The 17,708-nt window shown below is 64.7% G+C and carries 30 protein-coding genes and 1 tRNA gene; 20 read left to right on the forward strand and 11 right to left on the reverse strand.

The annotated features are described in order from the left end of the window. The first annotated feature begins 2 nt into the window (after positions 1-2). From pspB to AAG591_RS04695, 9 genes are all read left to right on the forward strand, one after another. A complete protein-coding gene (gene pspB / locus AAG591_RS04655; RefSeq protein ID WP_342529834.1) occupies positions 3-326 on the forward strand; it encodes an envelope stress response membrane protein PspB in 324 nt (107 codons plus the stop codon). Beyond that, on the forward strand, positions 323-706 hold the full coding sequence (pspC, locus tag AAG591_RS04660) for an envelope stress response membrane protein PspC (RefSeq protein WP_342529835.1): 384 nt from the start codon (positions 323-325) through the stop codon (positions 704-706). Before pspB ends, pspC begins: the two co-directional genes overlap by 4 nt. A 30-nt stretch (positions 707-736) precedes the next feature. Beyond that, on the forward strand, positions 737-1,048 hold the full coding sequence (locus AAG591_RS04665; RefSeq protein ID WP_342529836.1) for a hypothetical protein: 312 nt from the start codon (positions 737-739) through the stop codon (positions 1,046-1,048). Further along, the gene (locus tag AAG591_RS04670; protein ID WP_342529837.1) at positions 1,048-1,389 is read left to right on the forward strand and encodes a hypothetical protein; all 342 of its coding nucleotides are present in this window, start codon (positions 1,048-1,050) and stop codon (positions 1,387-1,389) included. Before AAG591_RS04665 ends, AAG591_RS04670 begins: the two co-directional genes overlap by 1 nt. An 11-nt stretch (positions 1,390-1,400) precedes the next feature. Beyond that, complete coding sequence (locus AAG591_RS04675) at positions 1,401-1,715, forward strand: hypothetical protein (RefSeq protein WP_342529838.1); 315 nt, start codon at positions 1,401-1,403, stop codon at positions 1,713-1,715. Further along, positions 1,715-2,011, forward strand: coding sequence for a hypothetical protein (locus tag AAG591_RS04680; protein ID WP_342529839.1), 297 nt, complete (start codon positions 1,715-1,717; stop codon positions 2,009-2,011). Before AAG591_RS04675 ends, AAG591_RS04680 begins: the two co-directional genes overlap by 1 nt. A gap of 45 nt (positions 2,012-2,056) precedes the next feature. Then, a complete protein-coding gene (locus AAG591_RS04685) occupies positions 2,057-2,290 on the forward strand; it encodes a hypothetical protein (protein ID WP_342529840.1) in 234 nt (77 codons plus the stop codon). Continuing rightward, positions 2,287-2,463, forward strand: a complete 177-nt coding sequence (locus AAG591_RS04690) for a hypothetical protein (protein WP_342529841.1) — start codon at positions 2,287-2,289, stop codon at positions 2,461-2,463. Before AAG591_RS04685 ends, AAG591_RS04690 begins: the two co-directional genes overlap by 4 nt. 201 nt (positions 2,464-2,664) lie before the next feature. Further along, positions 2,665-3,072: a SufE family protein gene (locus AAG591_RS04695; RefSeq protein ID WP_342529842.1), complete on the forward strand. Its 408-nt coding sequence runs from the start codon at positions 2,665-2,667 to the stop codon at positions 3,070-3,072. 10 nt (positions 3,073-3,082) lie between these two features. On the opposite strand, the gene AAG591_RS04700 is transcribed toward AAG591_RS04695, so the two are convergent. From AAG591_RS04700 to AAG591_RS04710, 3 genes are all read right to left on the reverse strand, one after another. Then, entirely contained in the window at positions 3,083-3,871 is a 789-nt protein-coding gene (locus tag AAG591_RS04700) for a hypothetical protein (RefSeq protein WP_342529843.1), read from the reverse strand. A 107-nt stretch (positions 3,872-3,978) separates the two neighbouring features. Next, on the reverse strand, positions 3,979-4,497 hold the full coding sequence (locus AAG591_RS04705; protein WP_342529844.1) for a sterol desaturase family protein: 519 nt from the start codon (positions 4,495-4,497) through the stop codon (positions 3,979-3,981). 15 nt (positions 4,498-4,512) lie between these two features. Next, positions 4,513-4,914 (reverse strand): acyl-CoA thioesterase, encoded by a 402-nt coding sequence (locus tag AAG591_RS04710; RefSeq protein WP_342529845.1) that lies wholly within the window; start codon positions 4,912-4,914, stop codon positions 4,513-4,515. 121 nt (positions 4,915-5,035) lie between these two features. Between AAG591_RS04710 and AAG591_RS04715 the strand changes: the two genes are divergently transcribed. From AAG591_RS04715 to AAG591_RS04740, 6 genes are all read left to right on the forward strand, one after another. Continuing rightward, positions 5,036-5,218, forward strand: coding sequence for a hypothetical protein (locus tag AAG591_RS04715; protein ID WP_342529846.1), 183 nt, complete (start codon positions 5,036-5,038; stop codon positions 5,216-5,218). 56 nt (positions 5,219-5,274) lie between these two features. Continuing rightward, positions 5,275-6,276 carry an NADPH:quinone oxidoreductase family protein gene (locus AAG591_RS04720; RefSeq protein ID WP_342529847.1) on the forward strand — a complete coding sequence of 334 codons (1,002 nt, stop codon included), beginning with the start codon at positions 5,275-5,277 and terminating at the stop codon, positions 6,274-6,276. A 78-nt stretch (positions 6,277-6,354) separates the two neighbouring features. Continuing rightward, entirely contained in the window at positions 6,355-6,678 is a 324-nt protein-coding gene (locus AAG591_RS04725; protein ID WP_342529848.1) for a DUF1476 domain-containing protein, read from the forward strand. A 4-nt stretch (positions 6,679-6,682) separates the two neighbouring features. Continuing rightward, a complete protein-coding gene (locus AAG591_RS04730; protein WP_342529850.1) occupies positions 6,683-6,916 on the forward strand; it encodes a BolA/IbaG family iron-sulfur metabolism protein in 234 nt (77 codons plus the stop codon). A gap of 37 nt (positions 6,917-6,953) precedes the next feature. Then, complete coding sequence (gene grxD / locus AAG591_RS04735) at positions 6,954-7,283, forward strand: Grx4 family monothiol glutaredoxin (RefSeq protein WP_342529852.1); 330 nt, start codon at positions 6,954-6,956, stop codon at positions 7,281-7,283. A gap of 211 nt (positions 7,284-7,494) precedes the next feature. Next, the gene (locus tag AAG591_RS04740) at positions 7,495-8,286 is read left to right on the forward strand and encodes an NUDIX hydrolase (RefSeq protein WP_342529853.1); all 792 of its coding nucleotides are present in this window, start codon (positions 7,495-7,497) and stop codon (positions 8,284-8,286) included. A 130-nt stretch (positions 8,287-8,416) separates the two neighbouring features. Here AAG591_RS04740 and AAG591_RS04745 read toward each other — a convergent pair. Next, a tRNA-Arg gene (locus AAG591_RS04745) sits at positions 8,417-8,493 on the reverse strand. A gap of 87 nt (positions 8,494-8,580) precedes the next feature. Further along, positions 8,581-9,000: a (deoxy)nucleoside triphosphate pyrophosphohydrolase gene (locus AAG591_RS04750; RefSeq protein WP_342529854.1), complete on the reverse strand. Its 420-nt coding sequence runs from the start codon at positions 8,998-9,000 to the stop codon at positions 8,581-8,583. 112 nt (positions 9,001-9,112) lie between these two features. Between AAG591_RS04750 and AAG591_RS04755 the strand changes: the two genes are divergently transcribed. Then, entirely contained in the window at positions 9,113-9,295 is a 183-nt protein-coding gene (locus tag AAG591_RS04755) for a Flp family type IVb pilin (RefSeq protein WP_342529855.1), read from the forward strand. A 109-nt stretch (positions 9,296-9,404) separates the two neighbouring features. Continuing rightward, positions 9,405-9,575, forward strand: a complete 171-nt coding sequence (locus AAG591_RS04760) for a Flp family type IVb pilin (protein ID WP_342529857.1) — start codon at positions 9,405-9,407, stop codon at positions 9,573-9,575. A gap of 97 nt (positions 9,576-9,672) precedes the next feature. Here the strand turns inward: AAG591_RS04760 and AAG591_RS04765 are convergent, their stop codons facing one another. The 5 genes from AAG591_RS04765 to AAG591_RS04785 form a co-directional block, all read right to left on the reverse strand. Then, positions 9,673-11,145: a M48 family metalloprotease gene (locus AAG591_RS04765; protein ID WP_342529859.1), complete on the reverse strand. Its 1,473-nt coding sequence runs from the start codon at positions 11,143-11,145 to the stop codon at positions 9,673-9,675. A gap of 111 nt (positions 11,146-11,256) precedes the next feature. Continuing rightward, a complete protein-coding gene (locus AAG591_RS04770; RefSeq protein WP_342529861.1) occupies positions 11,257-12,201 on the reverse strand; it encodes an acetyl-CoA carboxylase carboxyltransferase subunit alpha in 945 nt (314 codons plus the stop codon). Next, positions 12,195-13,109: a tyrosine recombinase gene (locus tag AAG591_RS04775; protein WP_342529862.1), complete on the reverse strand. Its 915-nt coding sequence runs from the start codon at positions 13,107-13,109 to the stop codon at positions 12,195-12,197. The genes AAG591_RS04770 and AAG591_RS04775 overlap by 7 nt, the downstream gene beginning before the upstream one ends. Positions 13,110-13,113: 4 nt before the next feature. Beyond that, the gene (locus AAG591_RS04780; RefSeq protein ID WP_342529863.1) at positions 13,114-14,964 is read right to left on the reverse strand and encodes a hypothetical protein; all 1,851 of its coding nucleotides are present in this window, start codon (positions 14,962-14,964) and stop codon (positions 13,114-13,116) included. Then, a complete protein-coding gene (locus AAG591_RS04785) occupies positions 14,961-15,089 on the reverse strand; it encodes a hypothetical protein (protein WP_342529865.1) in 129 nt (42 codons plus the stop codon). Before AAG591_RS04785 ends, AAG591_RS04780 begins: the two co-directional genes overlap by 4 nt. A 79-nt stretch (positions 15,090-15,168) precedes the next feature. On the opposite strand from AAG591_RS04785, the gene AAG591_RS04790 reads away from it, so the two are divergent. The 3 genes from AAG591_RS04790 to AAG591_RS04800 are packed head-to-tail and all read left to right on the forward strand — an operon-like array spanning position 15,169 to position 17,227. After that, positions 15,169-15,741, forward strand: a complete 573-nt coding sequence (locus tag AAG591_RS04790; RefSeq protein ID WP_342529867.1) for a shikimate kinase — start codon at positions 15,169-15,171, stop codon at positions 15,739-15,741. After that, positions 15,729-16,847, forward strand: a complete 1,119-nt coding sequence (aroB, locus tag AAG591_RS04795; RefSeq protein ID WP_342529868.1) for a 3-dehydroquinate synthase — start codon at positions 15,729-15,731, stop codon at positions 16,845-16,847. The genes AAG591_RS04790 and aroB overlap by 13 nt, the downstream gene beginning before the upstream one ends. A 2-nt stretch (positions 16,848-16,849) precedes the next feature. Then, on the forward strand, positions 16,850-17,227 hold the full coding sequence (locus AAG591_RS04800) for a GNAT family N-acetyltransferase (RefSeq protein WP_342529869.1): 378 nt from the start codon (positions 16,850-16,852) through the stop codon (positions 17,225-17,227). A gap of 108 nt (positions 17,228-17,335) precedes the next feature. On the opposite strand, the gene AAG591_RS04805 is transcribed toward AAG591_RS04800, so the two are convergent. Further along, on the reverse strand, positions 17,336-17,707 hold the full coding sequence (locus AAG591_RS04805) for a tRNA-binding protein (protein ID WP_342529870.1): 372 nt from the start codon (positions 17,705-17,707) through the stop codon (positions 17,336-17,338). Position 17,708: the final 1 nt, after the last annotated feature.

A 17,708-nucleotide genomic window follows, 5' to 3' on the forward strand; every position in this document is an offset into this window, starting at 1 on the left:
CCATGGACGAGATCCTTGTCCCAGTCTTCGTCTGCAGCATTCTGTTCATCGGACTGCCGTGGCTGATCTTTCACTACATCACCAAGTGGAAGACCGCCGGCGGTGGCATCACCACCGATGACGAGGCCCTGCTGGAAGAGCTCTACGCGCTCACCAAACGGCTCGACGACCGGATGGACACGGTCGAGCGACTGGTCGCCCACGACCACGCCGACTTCAAGCCCGCCCGCCTGATCGCCGACAACAAGGCCGACAACGAGGAACTCGACGAACTGGAAGCGCTGCTCGCCCGCAAGCGCGCCGAACATAAGGGAACCCGCGCATGAACACGTCTCGCACCACGCTCTACAAAGACGAGAAGAACGCCAAGCTAATGGGCGTCTGCGCCGGGCTCGCTGACTATACCGGGATCGATGCGCTGTGGTGGCGGCTCGCCTGGGCGGTTTCGACCATCGCCGGTGCCGCCCCGGTCACCCTGCCTGCCTACTTCATCATGGGCATGCTGCTGAGCAAGAAGCCATCGCACCTCTACACGTCCGACGTGAAGGAACAGAAGTACTGGCAGAGCGTCCGCGCCAATCCGAACCGTACCGCACGCGAAATCCGCGGCAAGCTGCGCGAGATCGACCGTCGCCTGGCGAATGTGGAGGAGCACTATGTCAGCTCCAACCCTCGCCTCGACGCCGAGATCGAGCGCCTGCGCTGACACCAGAACCCAACAAGGGGAGACTTTAGAATGGAAGGCATACTCGCCCTGCTCATCCCGATCTTCGCGCTGATGATCCCGATGGTGGCCATCTGGACCAAGCACCAGCAGAAGCTGGCGGAGATGGGTCTCGAGACGACCGCAGCGACCACTGCTGAAAAGGCCGCGCAATACGCGACGCAGATCCAGCGGCTCGAAGACCGGGTCCAGGTGCTCGAACGTATCGTCACCGACAAGGGCTACGACGTCGCCACCCAGATCGAGGCCCTGCGCGATGCACGGAGCATGGATGACGCCGCCAGCGGCACGCCACTCTCCTTCGAAAGCCGGGAGCGCGCCTGATGAACGAGCTTCTCAGCGGCCCCGGCATGATCGTCGTCATCATCGCGCTGTGCACCGCCGGGTGGCTCATCAACAACTGGATCCGCGCCACCCACGGCTACGATCTGGAAGACGAATGGGGCGGCAAGACCTCCCGTGCGGACAAGTCAGCCGAGATCGAGAGCCTGCGCGGCGAGAATGCCCAGCTGACGCAGCGGCTGGAGGATCATGCGGAGCGGCTGAAGGTGCTCGAAAAGATCGTCACCGATCGCGGCTATTCGCTCTCCGACGAGATCGAGGCGCTGCGCAGGGACGAGAGCAGCGGGGTTCCGCTGGACATCGGCAAAAGGGAGAAGGTGTGATGGATGGAGCAATGATCCCCATCATCGCCGTGCTCGGCGGGATGATGATCGGTGGCGCAGGCCTGTTCGGCTGGATCCACACCACCCGGCTGAAGATCAAGCATGGCTATCCGCTGGAAACCATGTGGGGCGTGCCGATCCACCCGAGCAACAGCGAGGAATCGAAAGAACGCCTCAAACTGCTGACTCAGGAAAATGCGCAACTTCGCGCCGAACTGGGGTCGATCAAGGATCGGCTGGGCAACGTCGAGCGGATCGTGACCGACAGCGGGTATTCGCTGACCCACGAAATCGAATCTCTTCGCGAAAGAAAGGATGCCCACTGATGAGCTGGCCTGCCGCTATCGTCCTGATCGTGCTGATTGCCGCCGCCGCCAAGGTGCTGCGCGCACGATACCACAGCGATGCCTTTCTCGAACGCCACTCGAGCGAGCAGCGCACGCTGAACCAGCCGCGCGAACGCGAACGTCACCGCGACGATGAAGCCGAGCGCGAAATCTCCGCCCTGAAAGAGCGGATCGCGGTGCTCGAACGGATTGCCTACGACAAGAACAGCGTCGATGCGCGCGAACGCGCCCGCATCTCCGCCGAAATAGACGCCCTGCGCGAAGAGCAGGACTGAGGAGGGCCGCAAGCGGCACCGATCGCACGAAGGAGGATTGACGTCATGGAGCCGACACTCGTTATCGCCGCCACATCGCTTCTCGGCCTCGGCCTCGTCGCTGCGGCACTGCTGCGCGCGTGGGAAGGCTGGCTGGCGCTGAAGCGCCGCGAGCTGGACGCCGCCGCGAAGGGCCACCGCGAACCCGACGATCAGCGCGGTGCCGGGCCGATCGCCCTCGCCGACATGCGTGAACGCATCCGCAAGCTGGAAGCCATCGCCAACGGGGTCGATCTGTGAGCGGCGCGAAGAGCCAGGCCGCGCAGGCCGGCATCGGGCTCGGCAGCGCCATCGCCGTCGCGATCTCATGGTCGCTGCACCAGTCGATCGTCTGGGCGATCGTCCACGGCTTCCTCTCGTGGTTTTACGTGATCTACTACGCCCTCACGCGGCCTGGCGGGCTTTCGGGCTAAGCAAATTCGTCTTTGCGAGGCGACACAGTCGCCGCGGCGAAGCGAAGCTGGCCAAAGGCCTATCCAGTGCGCTGCACGTGCGAATGCGGCGGTCCATTAATCGCCGCGCGGCTTCGCCGCTCGCGATGACGAGAGGGTAGCTGGCGTAACCACTGCTTCCTCTGCCCTTGAGGGGCGAGGGTTTATTGCTAAATGCCCCGCATGCGTAGCCTCGATGATATCCGCGAAGAATACGAGTTCCTCGAAGGCGACGAACGCTATCGCCTGCTGATCGAGCTGGGGCGCGAGCTGGAGGAGATGCCGCAAGCGCTGAAAACCGACGCCACGCTGGTGCGCGGCTGCTCGGCCGCCGTGTGGGTCTATCCGACCGGTGAGGCCGACAAGCTGCACTTCCTGGCAGATAGCAACGCGGCGATCACCAAGGGCATCGTCGCGCTGGTAATTGCCGCCGTGCAGGACAAGCCCGCCACCGAAGTGGCGCAGATGGACGTGGTCGGCGCGCTCGACCCCTTCGATCTCAAGAACCAGCTGTCGAGCAACCGAACGCAGGGCGTGCCCAACATGATCGCGCTGGTCAAAGAACACGCCGCGCGGATTGCGGCGAGCTAATCCCCCGGCATCAAAGTCGGCTTCTGTAGTCGATACGGATGCGCACCCAGCTGCCGATCTGGGGCTTTCCGCCGAGCATCGGCGGGCGAACGCGAAATTGCCACGCGGCTGCCAGGATCGCGCGGTTTATCATCGATCCACGCGGGGATTCCTCGATCGGGACGCAATCGACCACGCGAAATTGCGGCGCGGTCTTGCACGCGATCAGGCCCCAGCCTGGCCCGTTCGCGGTGGAGAGATAGCCGGATAATTCGCCGTCATACGGTTCGCGATACCAGCGCGCAGCGTAGAGCGGTTCGCCGTTGGGCGCGGTGCCGACCACCTTGGAATCGGGAATCCCCGACTGCGAACCCGTGTCGACCGGCCCATAGACCTGCTTGGGTGCTTCAGCCTGGGCCGGACGCTCAGGCTCCTTGGGCGACGGCAGCTTGAACGGCGTGGGAATCACCGCCTGCGCGATCGGTGGCGCGGGCGCGACGGCCTCGGGTTGCACCGGCTCGGGACGCTCGACGGGCATGTCCTCCGTCGGCGCTGGCTGCTGGGTCGGCTGCGCGGTGTCGTTCGGCTCCTGTTCGGGCTGCTCGCGATCCTCCTGCGGCTCTTCCTGTGCCTTGAGATCGACCACGGTGAGACTGCCCGGTGCGGCGGTCGGTTCGTTATGGATGTTCAGCGTCAGCAGCACGATCAGCAAGATCGCCTCGATCAGCAGCGCGGCGACAAGCCCGACCACCCGCCGCCCGCGCTCGCTGCGCAGGGGCTCGAACAGCGGATGATCGCGAAGAGTCTCTGGCTGGAGCAACGGGCCTCAGGGTGAATGCACAGGACGCGATCCGCGGCCCGATGCGACTGGATAGGTGGGCCGAGCGGCAGGAGCAAGCACGCAGGTGCGGCGTAGCTCGCGTATCTTCAGGCCCCCGCGCTTTCGCGCACCACCGCCTCGCCCGCCTCGCGCTGGCGCTTGAGTTCGGCCTTCAGCTTGGCCGGGTCTTGCGGGAGCACGAAGCCGAAGCTCACCCCGCCCTCCTTGCCGATGGTCGCGTGGTGCAGCTTGTGCGCCTGCACCAGCCGCTTGGCATAACCGCGCTTGGGCACGTACCGGAAATAGCGCTGGTGGACGAGGCCATCGTGAACCAGCGTGTAGATGATCCCGTAGCCAAGGATGCCGAGCCCGATCCACGTTGCGGGCGGCCAGGCATAATCGCCCGCCACCAGCGGACTGCCGAGCATGAACATCGAGATGCTCATCGCAGCGCCGACCACGCCGTAAAGATCGTTCTTCTCGAACATCTTGTCGTGCGGTTCGTGGTGATCGCGGTGCCAGCCCCAGCCGAAGCCGTGCATGATATACTTGTGGCTCGCCCACGCGACCCACTCCATCGCGGCGATGGTGGCGAGTACGATCAGGAGGGGGACGAGCACCTGCATGGCGCGCGATATAGTCTATTCCGCAGGCGGGAAAAAGTGGCGTGCGATCTCTTCGCCGATCCGTGCCGGACGCAGGCTTTCCGCGTCGATGCAGCACCAGCTCGACTTGACCTCGGCCAGCACTTCGCCGCCCCGTTCGATCACGGTGTGATAGAACGCGCGGGCACCGCGGGTGCTTTCCAGCACGGTGCGCGCGATGATGTCGTCTTCGAGAAACGCGGGCTTGCGGTAGGTAATCTCGTGTTTCAGAGCGACCCATGCACGCTCTGCCACTGCTTCGGCAGGCGCGAATTTCTGCCAGTGCGCCAGCACCGCATCCTGCACCCAGCCAAGATAGCGGGCATTGTTGACATGCCCCATGAAATCGATGTCGGCGGGCTTGATGGCGATCGGAAAGGCGAAGGGCTTTGCTGACATGAGTGTAAGCTAACACGCCACACCTTACGGCACCATTACAATCGCGCAAATTTCTCTGCATTTTGCGCCACGTGTTGCACATTGCTTGCAACGAAATCGCCGCCCATGCACTAGGAGTGGTATGAGCAAGAACAACAAGGGCCTCTCCAGCGCGGCCATCGCCGCCGGTGCCGCAATCGGATCCGCCGCTATCGCAGCCGCGCTGATGTATGCCGGGAAGCGGCGCAAATCCTCTACCGAAGACGAAAAGGCGGATCGGCAATTGCCGCCCATTCCCTCCGGCGAAGACCCTCAGACAGATTAAGCGACCGGCCCTGCGACCGCTCGGCCGACCGACCAGACCATAAGGGAGAAGACCCCATGAAAGCCGTGCTGACAAAGGAAGTGGGCGGGCCAGAGACGCTCGTCGTGGAAGACATCGATACGCCCACGCCCGGTAAGGGCGAGGTGCTGGTCGATATCGCCGCGTGCGCGATCAATTTCCCCGACACGCTGATGATCCGCGACCTCTACCAGTTCAAGCCGGAGCGGCCCTATTCGCCCGGTGGCGAGATTTCGGGTACGATCGCGGCGGTCGGCGAAGATGTCGAAGGCTGGAAGGTCGGCGACCGTGTCCTCTCCGGCATTGGCAGCGGAGGACTGCGCGAACAGGCGGTGATCGGTGCAGAACGGTTGTTCAAGGTGCCAGAAGGGGTCGATCTGGTCGAAGCATCGGCGCTGCTGATGACCTACGGCACGATGATCCACGCGCTGAAGGATCGCGGGGATATCAAGCCGGGCGATACCGTGCTGGTTCTGGGTGCCGCCGGCGGCGTCGGCCTTGCCTCGATCGAGTTGGCCAAGGCCTACGGCGCGAAGGTCGTCGCAGCCGTTTCGAGCGATGAGAAAGCCAAGGTCGCGAAAGACGCAGGCGCAGACGAAACGGTCGTCTACGGGCGCGCACCGTTCGACAAGGATGCTTCGAAGGCGCTCGCGGGCGATTTCAAGGCCGCGGTCGGCCCGAACGGGGCGGATATCGTGGTCGACATCGTCGGCGGCGACTATTCCGAACCCGCGCTGCGCTCGATCGCATGGGAAGGCCGTTTCCTAGTGATCGGCTTCCCGGCGGGGATCGCGAAGATGCCGCTCAACCTCACCCTGCTGAAGAGCTGCGACATCCGCGGCGTGTTCTGGGGTGCCTTCGCCGCGCGCGAACCGCAGCGCAATGCGCAGAACATCGCCGAGCTGTTCGAACTGTGGCAGGATGGCAAGATCAGCCCGCAGGTGAGCGAAACCTACAGTCTCGACGATGCGCACAAGGCGATCGAGAAGCTTGAAAACCGCCAGGCGGTGGGCAAGCTTGTGGTGAAGATGGACAAATAGGCTGGTCGCTTGCCGGTCTGCGCAAGCGGGCCTATCGGCACGCGAGACGCGATTATTCTTACAAAGGGCAGCAGAACAATGACCGATTTTAAGGACCGCGAGCGCGGCGAAGAAGCGAAATACGCTTTCGACGAAGAAACCGCCTTCAAGGTCGCCGCGCGGCGCAACAGGCTGCTCGGCGAATGGGCCGCAGGGCTCATGAACCTCACCGAAGAGGAAGCCGACAGTTACAAGAAGGCGGTCGTGCAGGCCGATTTCGAGGAAGCGGGCGACGAAGACGTGATCCGCAAGGTGCTGGGCGACCTTACCGCAGCCGCCACCGACGTGGACGAAGCAACCGTGCGCGCCAAGCTGGCCGAATGCGCGGTCGAAGCGCGTCGCCAGCTGATCGGCGGGGCCTGATCCCATGCCGATGGCGGCGGACGAGATTGTCGGAATGATCCAGGCGGCCCTTCCGGGGGCCGAGGTCGAGATGCGCGATCTCGCCGGGGATAACGATCACTGGGCGGCCAAGGTCACCGCGCCGCAATTTGCGGGGAAGAGCCGCGTTCAGCAGCACAAGCTGGTCTACGACGCGCTCGGCGGCAACATGGGCGGCGTGCTCCACGCCTTGCAACTGACCACGCAGGCTCCCAAGTGATCGATAACAGCGCAAGCAATAGTGGTTTATTCCAAAAATGACTGACACCAAAGAACGCATTTCGGGCATCGTCGGAGAGAACGAGGTTGTCCTTTTCATGAAGGGCACGCCCCTGTTCCCGCAGTGTGGCTTTTCCAGCCGTGCGGTGCACATCCTCGACCATTGCGGCGTGACGTACGAAAGCGTTGACGTGCTGCAGGACATGGAAATCCGGCAGGGCATCAAGGCCTTTTCCGACTGGCCGACGATCCCCCAGCTTTACGTGAAGGGCGAATTCGTCGGCGGCAGCGACATCATGACCGAGATGTTCGAGGCGGGCGAATTGCAGCAGATGTTCACCGACAAGGGTGTGAAGACTGCCGATTGATCCGGTAGCGTACCAGGTATGGGAATTTCGGGGAGGCGGGGCCAGGAGACTGTTGGCCCCGCCTCTTTACGAAGATCGAGGGGTGTCTGTTGATATGCATCCCGCGTGCCAGTTTCGCCGTCGGCAGTATTTGCGCGGGTCGCGGTAGTTAACCGATCCGTTTACCATGAGGGCATTGTAAGAAATCCCGACACGAGGCTAGGCGTACCCGATGGCTGAGACGAATCGTGATGCACGGGACTCTGGGCAAGACGGCATTCCCGCTGCCACGGTGGTCATCTTTCGCCGCGCGCCCGGTGGCTCTCCTCCCGAAATCCTGATGCAGGTTCGCAACCGGAAGCTCGCCTTTGCCGGCGGGATGGCCGTGTTTCCCGGCGGCCGCGTCGATCCATCCGACCATGAGCTGGCTCGCACCCTCGATACCGGCGACCCCGACGAAGCCGCGCACCGGATCGCCGCAATCCGCGAAACGCTGGAGGAAACCGGCCTGGCGCTGGGCCTGCGCGGCGACATCGACGCCGCGCGTGCCGCCGATGCCCGCAGCCTGGTGATAGCAGAGGAGCGCCTTGCGCCCGTACTGGAGCGATTCGGCTGGTCGCTCGCTCTAGAAGACCTCATTCCCTTCGCCCGCTGGTTTCCCAAGAACGAGCGGCTGAGCCGGGTGTTCGATACCCGGTTCTATCTCGCCGATCTGGGAACGGGCGCGGTCGAAATCGCGGTCGACGCAGGAGAGAACACCCGCCTTTTCTGGACCAGTGCGGCCGATGCGCTCATTGCGGCAGATCGCGGCGAGATCGACGTTATCTTCCCCACCCGCCGCAATCTCGAACGGCTCGCACAGTTCGACAGCTTTAGCGAAGCACGCGCGCACGCGGAGGCGACGCCGATGCGCACCATCGTTCCGTTTATCGAGGAAAGCCCACAGGGCCGCAGCCTGTGCATTCCCGGCGACTGCGGCTATCCGGTAACCTCCGTGCTACTGGACGAGGCGAGACGCGGCTGAGCGACGCCTGAGAGGCTGCGCGCGGGTCACCGTTACGGGCGGCCTTGCCCCAGCCCTTCACGGAATGGCGTCTGCCTGAGGCCATTACAAAAAGCCCCGGCGCCCATACGGGCCCGGGGCTTTTTGGTAATGGCGCGCCCGGAAGGATTCGAACCTCCGGCCCCCAGATTCGTAGTCTGGTGCTCTATCCAGCTGAGCTACGGGCGCCTGTGAGGCGCCGCACATAGGCAGGGCATTCCGGCTTGGCAATGCTTTTGTGGCGATTTCCGGCATTCGCCCACAAGCCGTCGCAAATTAGCCGGAAAAGCTGGCAGCGAGCCGCGCGTCGAGCGGTGGCTTGGGCAACTGACTTATCTCGGCAAGGCTGCACCAGCGCCACTCGCCCCCCTCCAGCGATCGCACCTCTCCATCCCACACGGCACAATGAAGCAGCAGCAGCAGGATCGGGCGCACATCCTGGCGTGTGTCCGGGTGGTCGGCGGCAAAACCGCGCTCACGCATCGCGCCGGGATCGAGGCGCAGACCGCATTCCTCGGCGATCTCGCGCACCAGTGCTTCGCGCGGGCTTTCGCCCGGCTCGATCTTGCCGCCAGGAAACTCCCATAAACCCGCGTGTGCCTTGCCTGCAGGGCGGCGGTGCATCAGCCACCGCCCCTCCCCGTCGGGCCCGATCGCAGCGGCCACGACGGGCAGGTATGTCGGATTTCTTTTCACACAAATCACCCGGTTTTACGGCACGTTAACCCTGATGGGCCAAAGAAGGCCCCATCATTCGTCGCACCTTGGGTGAGGCGGATGGCCAAGGCAATAGAACGGGGGCCTTCGGATGACGCACTTCTTGAGAAGGCTTTGGCGCAGCCAGTCGGGCGCGACGGCTGTCGAATACGGCCTGATCCTTGCGCTGGTATTCCTGGCGATGGTGGGTGCGATCGGCACTTTCTCGAACGAGGTCATCAAGACCTGGGACACCGTGACCGAGACCTCCCAGGAGGCGGTCGACCGGTCTTAGGGGCCGGTACTTAGGAAATTCTCAACCCTTCGGGCCTAAACCGGCAGAAGCTCGATCCGAGGGGACATGGAAAGAGCCGGGTAACGAAGACGCAAACAGGAGACCGATAATGAAGTTTTTCCGTGAACTGATGAACGACGACCAGGGCGCGACCGCCATTGAATATGGCCTCATCGCCGCTCTTATCGCCGTCGCCGCGATCACCGCGATGGGCAGCCTCGGCAACCAGCTGAGCAACACTTTCACGACCGTGTCGACCGACATGGGCGGCGGTTCGTAAGACACTTTCGAACACTCTCGCTCGCAAGAGCGCAGAAAAACGAAACGGCGGGGAGCAATCCCCGCCGTTTCTTTTTGTGCGTCCGGCGATGCGCTGACTAGCGCCCGCGCACCACGATCTTGACCTGCTGGCCCGCCCGCAGGCCCTCGTTCGCACCAAGCCCGTTGAGCACCCGGAAGCGTGCCTCCTGGGCGTCGCTGTACGCCATCTGGCGGGCGAGCGAGGACACGGTATCTCCCGACCGCACCGTGACCACATCGATGACCCGCGGCACAACCTGCGCCGCCTCTGCCGAGCTGATGCGCCGGAACGAATTGAACATCGGGGTGAATACGCCCGCGCGCCCCGCCGGGGTAATCGCCTGGTAGTAGTAGGTCTGTCCGCCACCGAAATCGTAGGCGAACACCACCACATCGACCTGCGTATTGCCCGAGTTGGCGCGCGCCTGCCCATAGGCAGCAGGGATACCGTTGACCGTGGTGGTCTGGATCTGCGGGTTGATCGCCTGCCCCTGGCCGGAGAGCGCCTGGAATGCCTGGCTGACGAATTGCGACAGGCTGCCGCTCGACCGCGCGACCTTCAGTTCCGCCTGGCCCGACTGGCCGTTGATCGTCACCTGATCGGTGCCGTTGACGACGTAAAAGCCCTCGGGCGCGGTGAAAGCAAAGCGCAGGTCCGGATGGATGAACTGGCGCCCTTCGACCACCCCCTGCTCGGGATCGTCGCCATAGGTCAGGCCGTCGATATTGCGCAGGAAGACTTCACGGTTGAGGACGTTGCCGGGCTTGCCTGCGGCAAGTTGCGCAGTGGTCCGCACACGGCTTGCGGGATCGGGGTGGGTCGATGCCCATTCGGGCAGGTTCGCGTTGTCACGCCCCTGCAGCTGCGCGTCGAGTGACGACTGGCGGGCAAGGCTTTCGAGGACGGTGCTCATCGCCATGGGATCGTACCCGGCGCGCGACAGATAGCTCACGCCCAGTTCGTCCGCCTCGCGCTCCTGCTCGCGCGAGAAGCCCAGCGTCAGGAGCTGCGAGCCCTGCAAAGCCGCGCGGCCGAGCGTCGAGCCCAGCTGGCTGTCGCCGAGCAGGATACCCGACAGGATGGCACCCGCCGCGCCCAGCAGCGTGTTCTGCTGCTGCGCCTGCTGGCGGCGCTGCGCATGGCGCGCGGCGACGTGGCCGACCTCGTGCCCCAGTACGCCGGCAAGCTCTGCCTCGTTGTTCATCAGCGTCACCAGCTGGCGCGTGGTGTAGACATACCCACCAGTCGTCGCGAAGGCGTTGTTAACCGAGCTGTTGAGGAGCGAGACGGTGAAGGCACCCGGCGTATTGGCAAGGCCGGACTGCACGGCGATCTTCTGGCCGACATCGCGCACGTAGTTTGCGCTATTGCCCTGCATCGCACCGCCGAATTCCTGCAGGATCTGGCTGTGATATTCGCGGCCCTGCTGTTCCTCGCTCTGCGTGATCGGCGTGTTGGCGCCTGGAATGGCGCCACCCATGGCACAACCGGAAAGCCCCATGGCGAGGGCGATGGGCGAAGCTACGGCAAGAATCTTAAGACGAGACATTTAGGCAAACTCCCCTGATGCGTGATCACGGGGGAGTCACCACCTCCCCCGCGCTATGGCCCCTCAACAGGTCCACCACGTCCGGGGTTCCCGATTTCACTTCAAAGGAGGTCAGCCGCCGATGGCGAGGTACCGGTCTGCGCGCTTTTTCTGCAATGTCGCGACATCCTTGCCCACCAGCGCGCCAAGTTCGTCGTCGATGGTATCGGCCAGGTTACGGATGGCCAGCTTCGGGTCGCGATGCGCGCCGCCGACAGGTTCGGGCACGATCCGGTCGATCACGCCCAATTCCTTCAGATCCTGCGCCGTAACCTTCATCGCCTCGGCAGCATCGGCAGCCTTCTCTGCGGTTCGCCAGAGGATCGACGCGCAGCCCTCGGGCGAGATCACCGAATAGACCGCATGTTCGAACATCAGCACACGCTCGGCGCTGGCGAGCGCGACTGCGCCGCCCGAACCACCCTCGCCCACGATCGTCGCGACCATCGGCACCGGCAGGTCGAGGCAGGCCTCGATAGCGCGCGCGATCGCTTCCGCCTGCCCGCGTTCCTCCGCTTCGATCCCGGGAAACGCCCCCGAGGTGTCGACAAGTGTGACCACCGGGAGGCCGAAGCGCCCGGCGAGGTCCATCAGGCGGATCGCCTTGCGGTAGCCTTCGGGCTTGCCCATCCCGAAATTGTGCTTGAGGCGGGTCTGCGTGTCGTGGCCCTTTTCGTGCCCGATCAGCATGACCTGGCGCCCGCGCAGCGTCGCGAACCCGCCCAGGATGGCGGCATCTTCGCCGAAATAGCGATCACCGCCCAGCGGCATGAAATCGGTGAAGGCGTGCTCGACGTAGTCGCGGAAATGCGGGCGCTGCGGATGCCGGGCAACCTGCGTCTTCTGCCACGGGGACAGTGACGCATAGATCTCCTTCAACTGGTCGGCGCTTTTCGCCTCCAGCTTGGCGAGTTCGTCGCCCATATCGATCTGCTCGCCCTCATTGGCGGCGCGCAATTCGGCAATCCGAGCCTGGAGCTGGGCCACAGGCTTCTCGAAGTCGAGAAAAGTCAGCATTCGGGGCTGCTATCGGCACCTTGCGGCATGTGCAAGCCACGACGGTGCGCCAAGGGGTGTCTTTCGTTCACCAGCGCCACCAGCTTCGCCGCCTCGACGTGCGTATAGATCTGCGTGGTCGCGATGTCCGCATGGCCCAGGAGGCTCTGCAAGGTGCGCAGGTCCGCCCCCCCTTCGAGCAGGTGCGTCGCAAAGGCATGGCGCAAGACGTGCGGGCTGACCTTTGCCGGGGGTATGCCTGCGCGCTCCGCCAGGCCCTTGATCATCTGATACAGCCGCACGCGCGTCAGATGCCGTCCGCGCGAGGGAAACAGCCATTTGGAATTCTCGTCGCGCACCGTGAGCCAGCGCGACAGGGCGGCGCGGGCGCGCGTACCCATAGGCACAAGCCTTTCCTTGCCGCCCTTGCCGATGATCGTGAGGAAAGGCGCATCGCGCGGCACGGATGCAAGCGGCAGCGCGACCAGCTCTGTCGCGCGCAGGCCGGAGCCGTAGAGCAATTCGACCATGGCGAGCAGCCGCAGCGCGGCGGGTTTGCCCTGCTCCGCCTCGGCTTCGGCCTGCGCGAACAGCGCCGCAATTTCCGAATGATCGAGGACCTTGGGCAGCCCCCTGCGCTTGACCGGGCGCGGCAAGGCGGCGGACGGGTTATCGCGCCGCAGCCCCTCGTCTTCGAGATAGCCGAAAAACTGGCGCAGCGCGGATGCCTTGCGGGCGACGCTCGCCGGGGCGAGATCGGTCCAGGCCTGTGCCAGCCTGGTCAGCGATTCGCGGGTCGCATCCTCCAGCGGGCCGATTATCCCCGTGGCCCCTTCCAGATCGCGGCGGTAGGCGGCCAGCGTATTGGCCGCCGCCCCTCGATCCACCGCCAGCGCGGCAAGAAAATCCTCGATCGCAGCCCGTGCCATCGACCTATCCTCGCGCAACCGCCTCCGCGGCGATCATGCGCGCTTCGGCCTCAAGCCCGCTCTGCCGCAGGGCCGATACGATGTAATAGAGATGGCGCGGGGTCATCCGGCTCCAGTCGTCACCCTGCATCCCCAGCCCCATCAGCAGGCTGACCAGCGCAGCGTTGCGAACCTCGCCCGCGCGCCCGATTGCCTTGCTCCAGGCCGTTTCACGGCCAAGCTCGAGGCCGAGTTCGCGGTCCCACCCATTGCGGGTGCCGCTGGAGATACGGCCCAGCCCGGCAAGGCCTGCGACCAGCAGGCCGGTGCGCGCGCGGCCCGTGCTGGAATCCTTGTCGCTGAAGGAGTCGATTGCGTTGTTCGAAACCGGCTGCTTTGCATTGGGTAGCCCCACCGCAAGCATCCCCCAGCCCGCATCGCCTTCGTCGACGACATCGCGCCAGCGGGCCGCATCCAGATCGAGCCCGGCGGCAAGCATCGCCGCAATCAATGGCGCAGCATCGCCGGAGAACTGGTCCCCGGCCGGAATGCGCGCTGCCGCATAGGCGGTCAGTACCTGCCGATCGTAGGGGATCTGTGCATCTTCGCCCCACAGTGCACGAATCGCGGCGACCCGCGCTGCGGGATCGGGGTCGACATAGGCCGTCCTGAGCTGCGCGGCGTCGGTCCCGACCGAACCTTCGTTGCCGCCCGCCGCGTAGGCCTGCGAATAGAGATCGATCAGCGCGGCCGAGGAAAAGATGCCTTCGCGTGCAGCGCGACGCGCGCCATTCACCCGCAATGCCAGCGGGAGCGAGGGAAGCGAGGCGGATGCACGCTGATAATACGGCCCTGCATCGTCGAGCAGGCGGTCAGGAATATCCATCCCCAGCGCGGCGGCCAGGCCGTACCGCCAGGGCGTGAGTTCGTCGACATCGTCCCACTCGATGGTGACCGTGCTGTTCCCAAGTCCCGCCGCACCGGCATAACGCTGCGCCAGCAAGACATCGATATCTTCAAGATCGCCGCGGCTCTTTGCATTGCGCATCCGCGCCAGTTCGTTGCGCGCGCGGCCGCTTTCGCCGCCATAGGCGCTGCAAATCGAACGCAGCGCATCCCATTGCGCATCGTCGCGATAGCCGCCGCGCAACACCGCGAGCGGACAAGCGCCGACGATATCGCCCGTCGCGATGTACGAATCGACCGCAGCATTCGCGAGCCGCGTGTTCCACGCGTCGACATCGACGTCTTGCGCGATCGCGCGAGCCGCACTGAATTCGCCCATCCGGTTGAGCAGTTGGGCGCGCAATCCTGCGAACTCCACGCCGCTCATTCCATTGGGGGCGGCGAGCCTGCTGGCGAGCGCGCGGCGCAGGGCGATATGTCCCCATCGCGACACGAGGCGACCCTGCGTGCCGGTCAGCGCCGCGCGGACGAGCGCCTGCGGCTGCTTTGCCAGCGAGGCCGCGGGCAGGCCGCCCTCAGCCTCGTCGAGGATACCGACGCGGGTCGTCTCGCGCCGCTGCGCCTTGGGAATGTCGTATTTGGGTTTGAGACCCAGCAGCTCGTCAAGCTCGTCCGTGTCGAGCGACTCCAGCTCTTCGAGCGTAGGCAGACGCGCGTTGCTGGTACTGGGAGCGCTCGATTCCTCGCCGCCTTGCTCTTCGCCTTCGCCCTCGGGCGCCGCAGTCTCTGCAGGTGATGGAGCGGGGCTTGCACTGGGCGGCGTGGGCGAAGGGCTCGGAGCCGGGGTCGCCTGCTGGGCCGGAGCCGGTGTGGCCGTTTGCGCATTGCCCGCTGCGAAGGCGATCGGTGCGCCCAGCACCGCAAAGGCGGCGCCGGCCAGCAGCGCCTGCTTGCTACCGAAAATACTCATTGCCCGGCCTCTGCCAGATTTACCGTCTGTTCCATCGGATGCAGCGGCTCCTCCCCGCCGTCCCACCAGGCCCAGCCGAGTATGACGAGCACAACGCCCGCACCGATCGCGATCCGCTGTCGCACTTTTTGCGAAATCTCTATCTGCACGCGCCTCGACACCCTTTATTGCCTTCGCCCTAGCCCATCTCTACGCCGCCGAGCAATGGAGACCGCGCATACACCTGCCGCGATGGCCCGCATCGGCGCGCTTGCAGCCCGGCTCGACCGGCCAATTGCGCTCGTCGGCCTGATGGGCGCGGGCAAATCCACCGTGGGACGAAAGCTTGCCACCTTTCTCCAACGAAGCTTCATCGACGCCGACGACGCCATCGAAGAGGCAGCTAAACTCTCTATCGCGGAAATCTTCAGCGAGTTCGGCGAAGACTATTTTCGCGATGGTGAACGCCGGGTGATTGCCCGCCTGATCGAGGAAGATCACGGCGTCATCGCGACCGGCGGCGGTGCCTTCGTCAATCCCGAAACGCGCCGTCTGCTGCTCGACAGGACGGTGTCCGTGTGGCTCGACTGCGACATCGAAACGCTGGTCGAACGGACCGCCCGGCGTGACAACAGACCGCTGCTCCGCGATGGCGATCCAGAGGCGATCCTGCGCCGCCTTTCAGCAGAGCGAGAGCCGTTCTATGCACAGGCGCATATCCGGGTCGAAGGGCAATCGGGCCCGCATACCCGCACTGCATGGGCGATCATCGAAGGGATCGAGCAATGGCTGCCGTGAATGTCGCGCTCGCCGGGCGCAGTTACGAGGTGCTGGTCGGATCGGGCTTGCTCGGCCGGGTTCACTGTGAAGCGTATTCCTTTCTCGAACCCTATGGCCAGAGGTCGATCCCCGTCGTTGCCGACGCCAATGCGAAGCGGCTGCTGGGCGAACACCTGCAGGCATCCTTCCGCTCCGCAGGCCTGTCGATCGACTGGTACGAAGTGCCATCGGGCGAAGCGTCGAAGAGCTGGGCCGAGCTTGAAAAGCTGACCGACTGGCTGCTCGATCGCGGCATCACCCGCAGCGATCATGTATTTGCGCTCGGTGGCGGGGTAGTCGGCGACCTGGTCGGCTTCGCCTGTTCGATCCTCAAGCGCGGCTGCGGCTTTGTGCAGTTGCCGACCACGCTGCTGGCGCAGGTCGATTCGAGCGTGGGCGGCAAGACTGCGATCAACGCCAGCGCTGGCAAGAACCTGATCGGCGCGTTCCACCAGCCCGCACTGGTGCTGGCCGACACCGCCTGCCTTGCCTCGCTGCCCATCCGCGAAATGCGCGCCGGGCTGGCGGAAGTCTTCAAATACGGCTTGCTGGGCGATGCCGAGTTCTTCGCGCGCGTCGATGCAGACAGCAACGCGATCCTCTCGCACGACAACACCGTGCTCGAATCGGTGATCACGCATTGTGTGGGCATGAAAGCACGGATCGTCGCTGAGGACGAGCGCGAGACGAAGGACGCACGCGCGCTCCTGAACCTCGGGCACACCTTCGGTCATGCGCTGGAGGCGGAGACAGGCTTCTCCGACACGCTGCTGCATGGCGAGGCGGTCGCGCTCGGCATGGTGCTGGCGGCGCGGTTCTCCGCACGGCGCGGGCTGATTGCACAGAGCGACGCGGAACGCGTGGCCGACGCGCTGGCACGGGCCGGGTTGCCGACCGAGATTGCTGCGCTGGGGCTCGATTGCGACGGCGCAGCGCTGGCCGATCACATGCGCAACGACAAGAAGGCTGAGGCGACGACGGTGCCCTTCATCCTGCTGCGCGCCATCGGCGAAGCTTATGTCGCGCGCGATGTCGAATTGGCCGACGTGGGCACCTTCCTCGACGAGCAATTGCGGGCGCACTGACGATGGAGATCGAGGTTCGCGAGGCGGCGCTCGACAATCCACAGGTGAGTGCACTCGCGCTGGATCACGTCAGGCAGATGCGCGCCGGGTCACCCCCGGGGCAGGCCTTCGCACTCGACCTGAGGGGTCTCGACGATCCCGCGATCACGCTGTTCGGCGCGTGGCGCGGCGACGATCTGCTTGGGATCGGGGCATTGAAACGGCTCGGTGCGGAAGGCGCGGAGATCAAGTCGATGCGCACGCGCGCGGACGCGCTGCGTCAGGGTGTCGCCCGCGCGCTGCTGGAGGCGATCATCGCGCGTGCACGCGATGAAGGGATGGCGCGGCTGAGTCTCGAAACCGGCGACGGCCCGGCGTTCGAACCCGCGCTGGCGCTGTAGCGGGCACGCGGTTTTCGAAACGGCGAGGCTTTCGCCGATTACGAGAACACCGATTTCAACCAGTGCCTGCATCTCGACCTGTCGCGCGACTGATCGAAGCGCCGCGGATCAGAACAGCCGCGACCCGTCGGGCACTGCCTTGTCTGGCGAGAACAGCACGACCTCGCCCGCCTCGTCAGCGAAACCGAGAGTCAGCACCTCCGACATCGCGGGGCCGATCTGGCGCGGCGGGAAGTTGACCACCGCCGCGACCTGCCGTCCGACCAGTTCCTCCCGCACGTAGTTCGCGGTGATTTGCGCGCTGGTCTTCTTCACGCCGATGGTCGGCCCGAAGTCGATTTCCAGCCGGTAGGCGGGCTTGCGCGCCTCTGGAAATTCGTGCGCCGCAACCACCGTGCCCACTCGAATATCGACCTTCAGAAACTGGTCGAAACTCGTTTCCTCAGCCGCGGGAGCGTCGGGTTCGTGAGAGAGGTGCACC

It is taken from the genome of Citromicrobium bathyomarinum (assembly GCF_038594485.1).
Classification (GTDB): domain Bacteria; phylum Pseudomonadota; class Alphaproteobacteria; order Sphingomonadales; family Sphingomonadaceae; genus Alteriqipengyuania; species Alteriqipengyuania bathyomarina_A.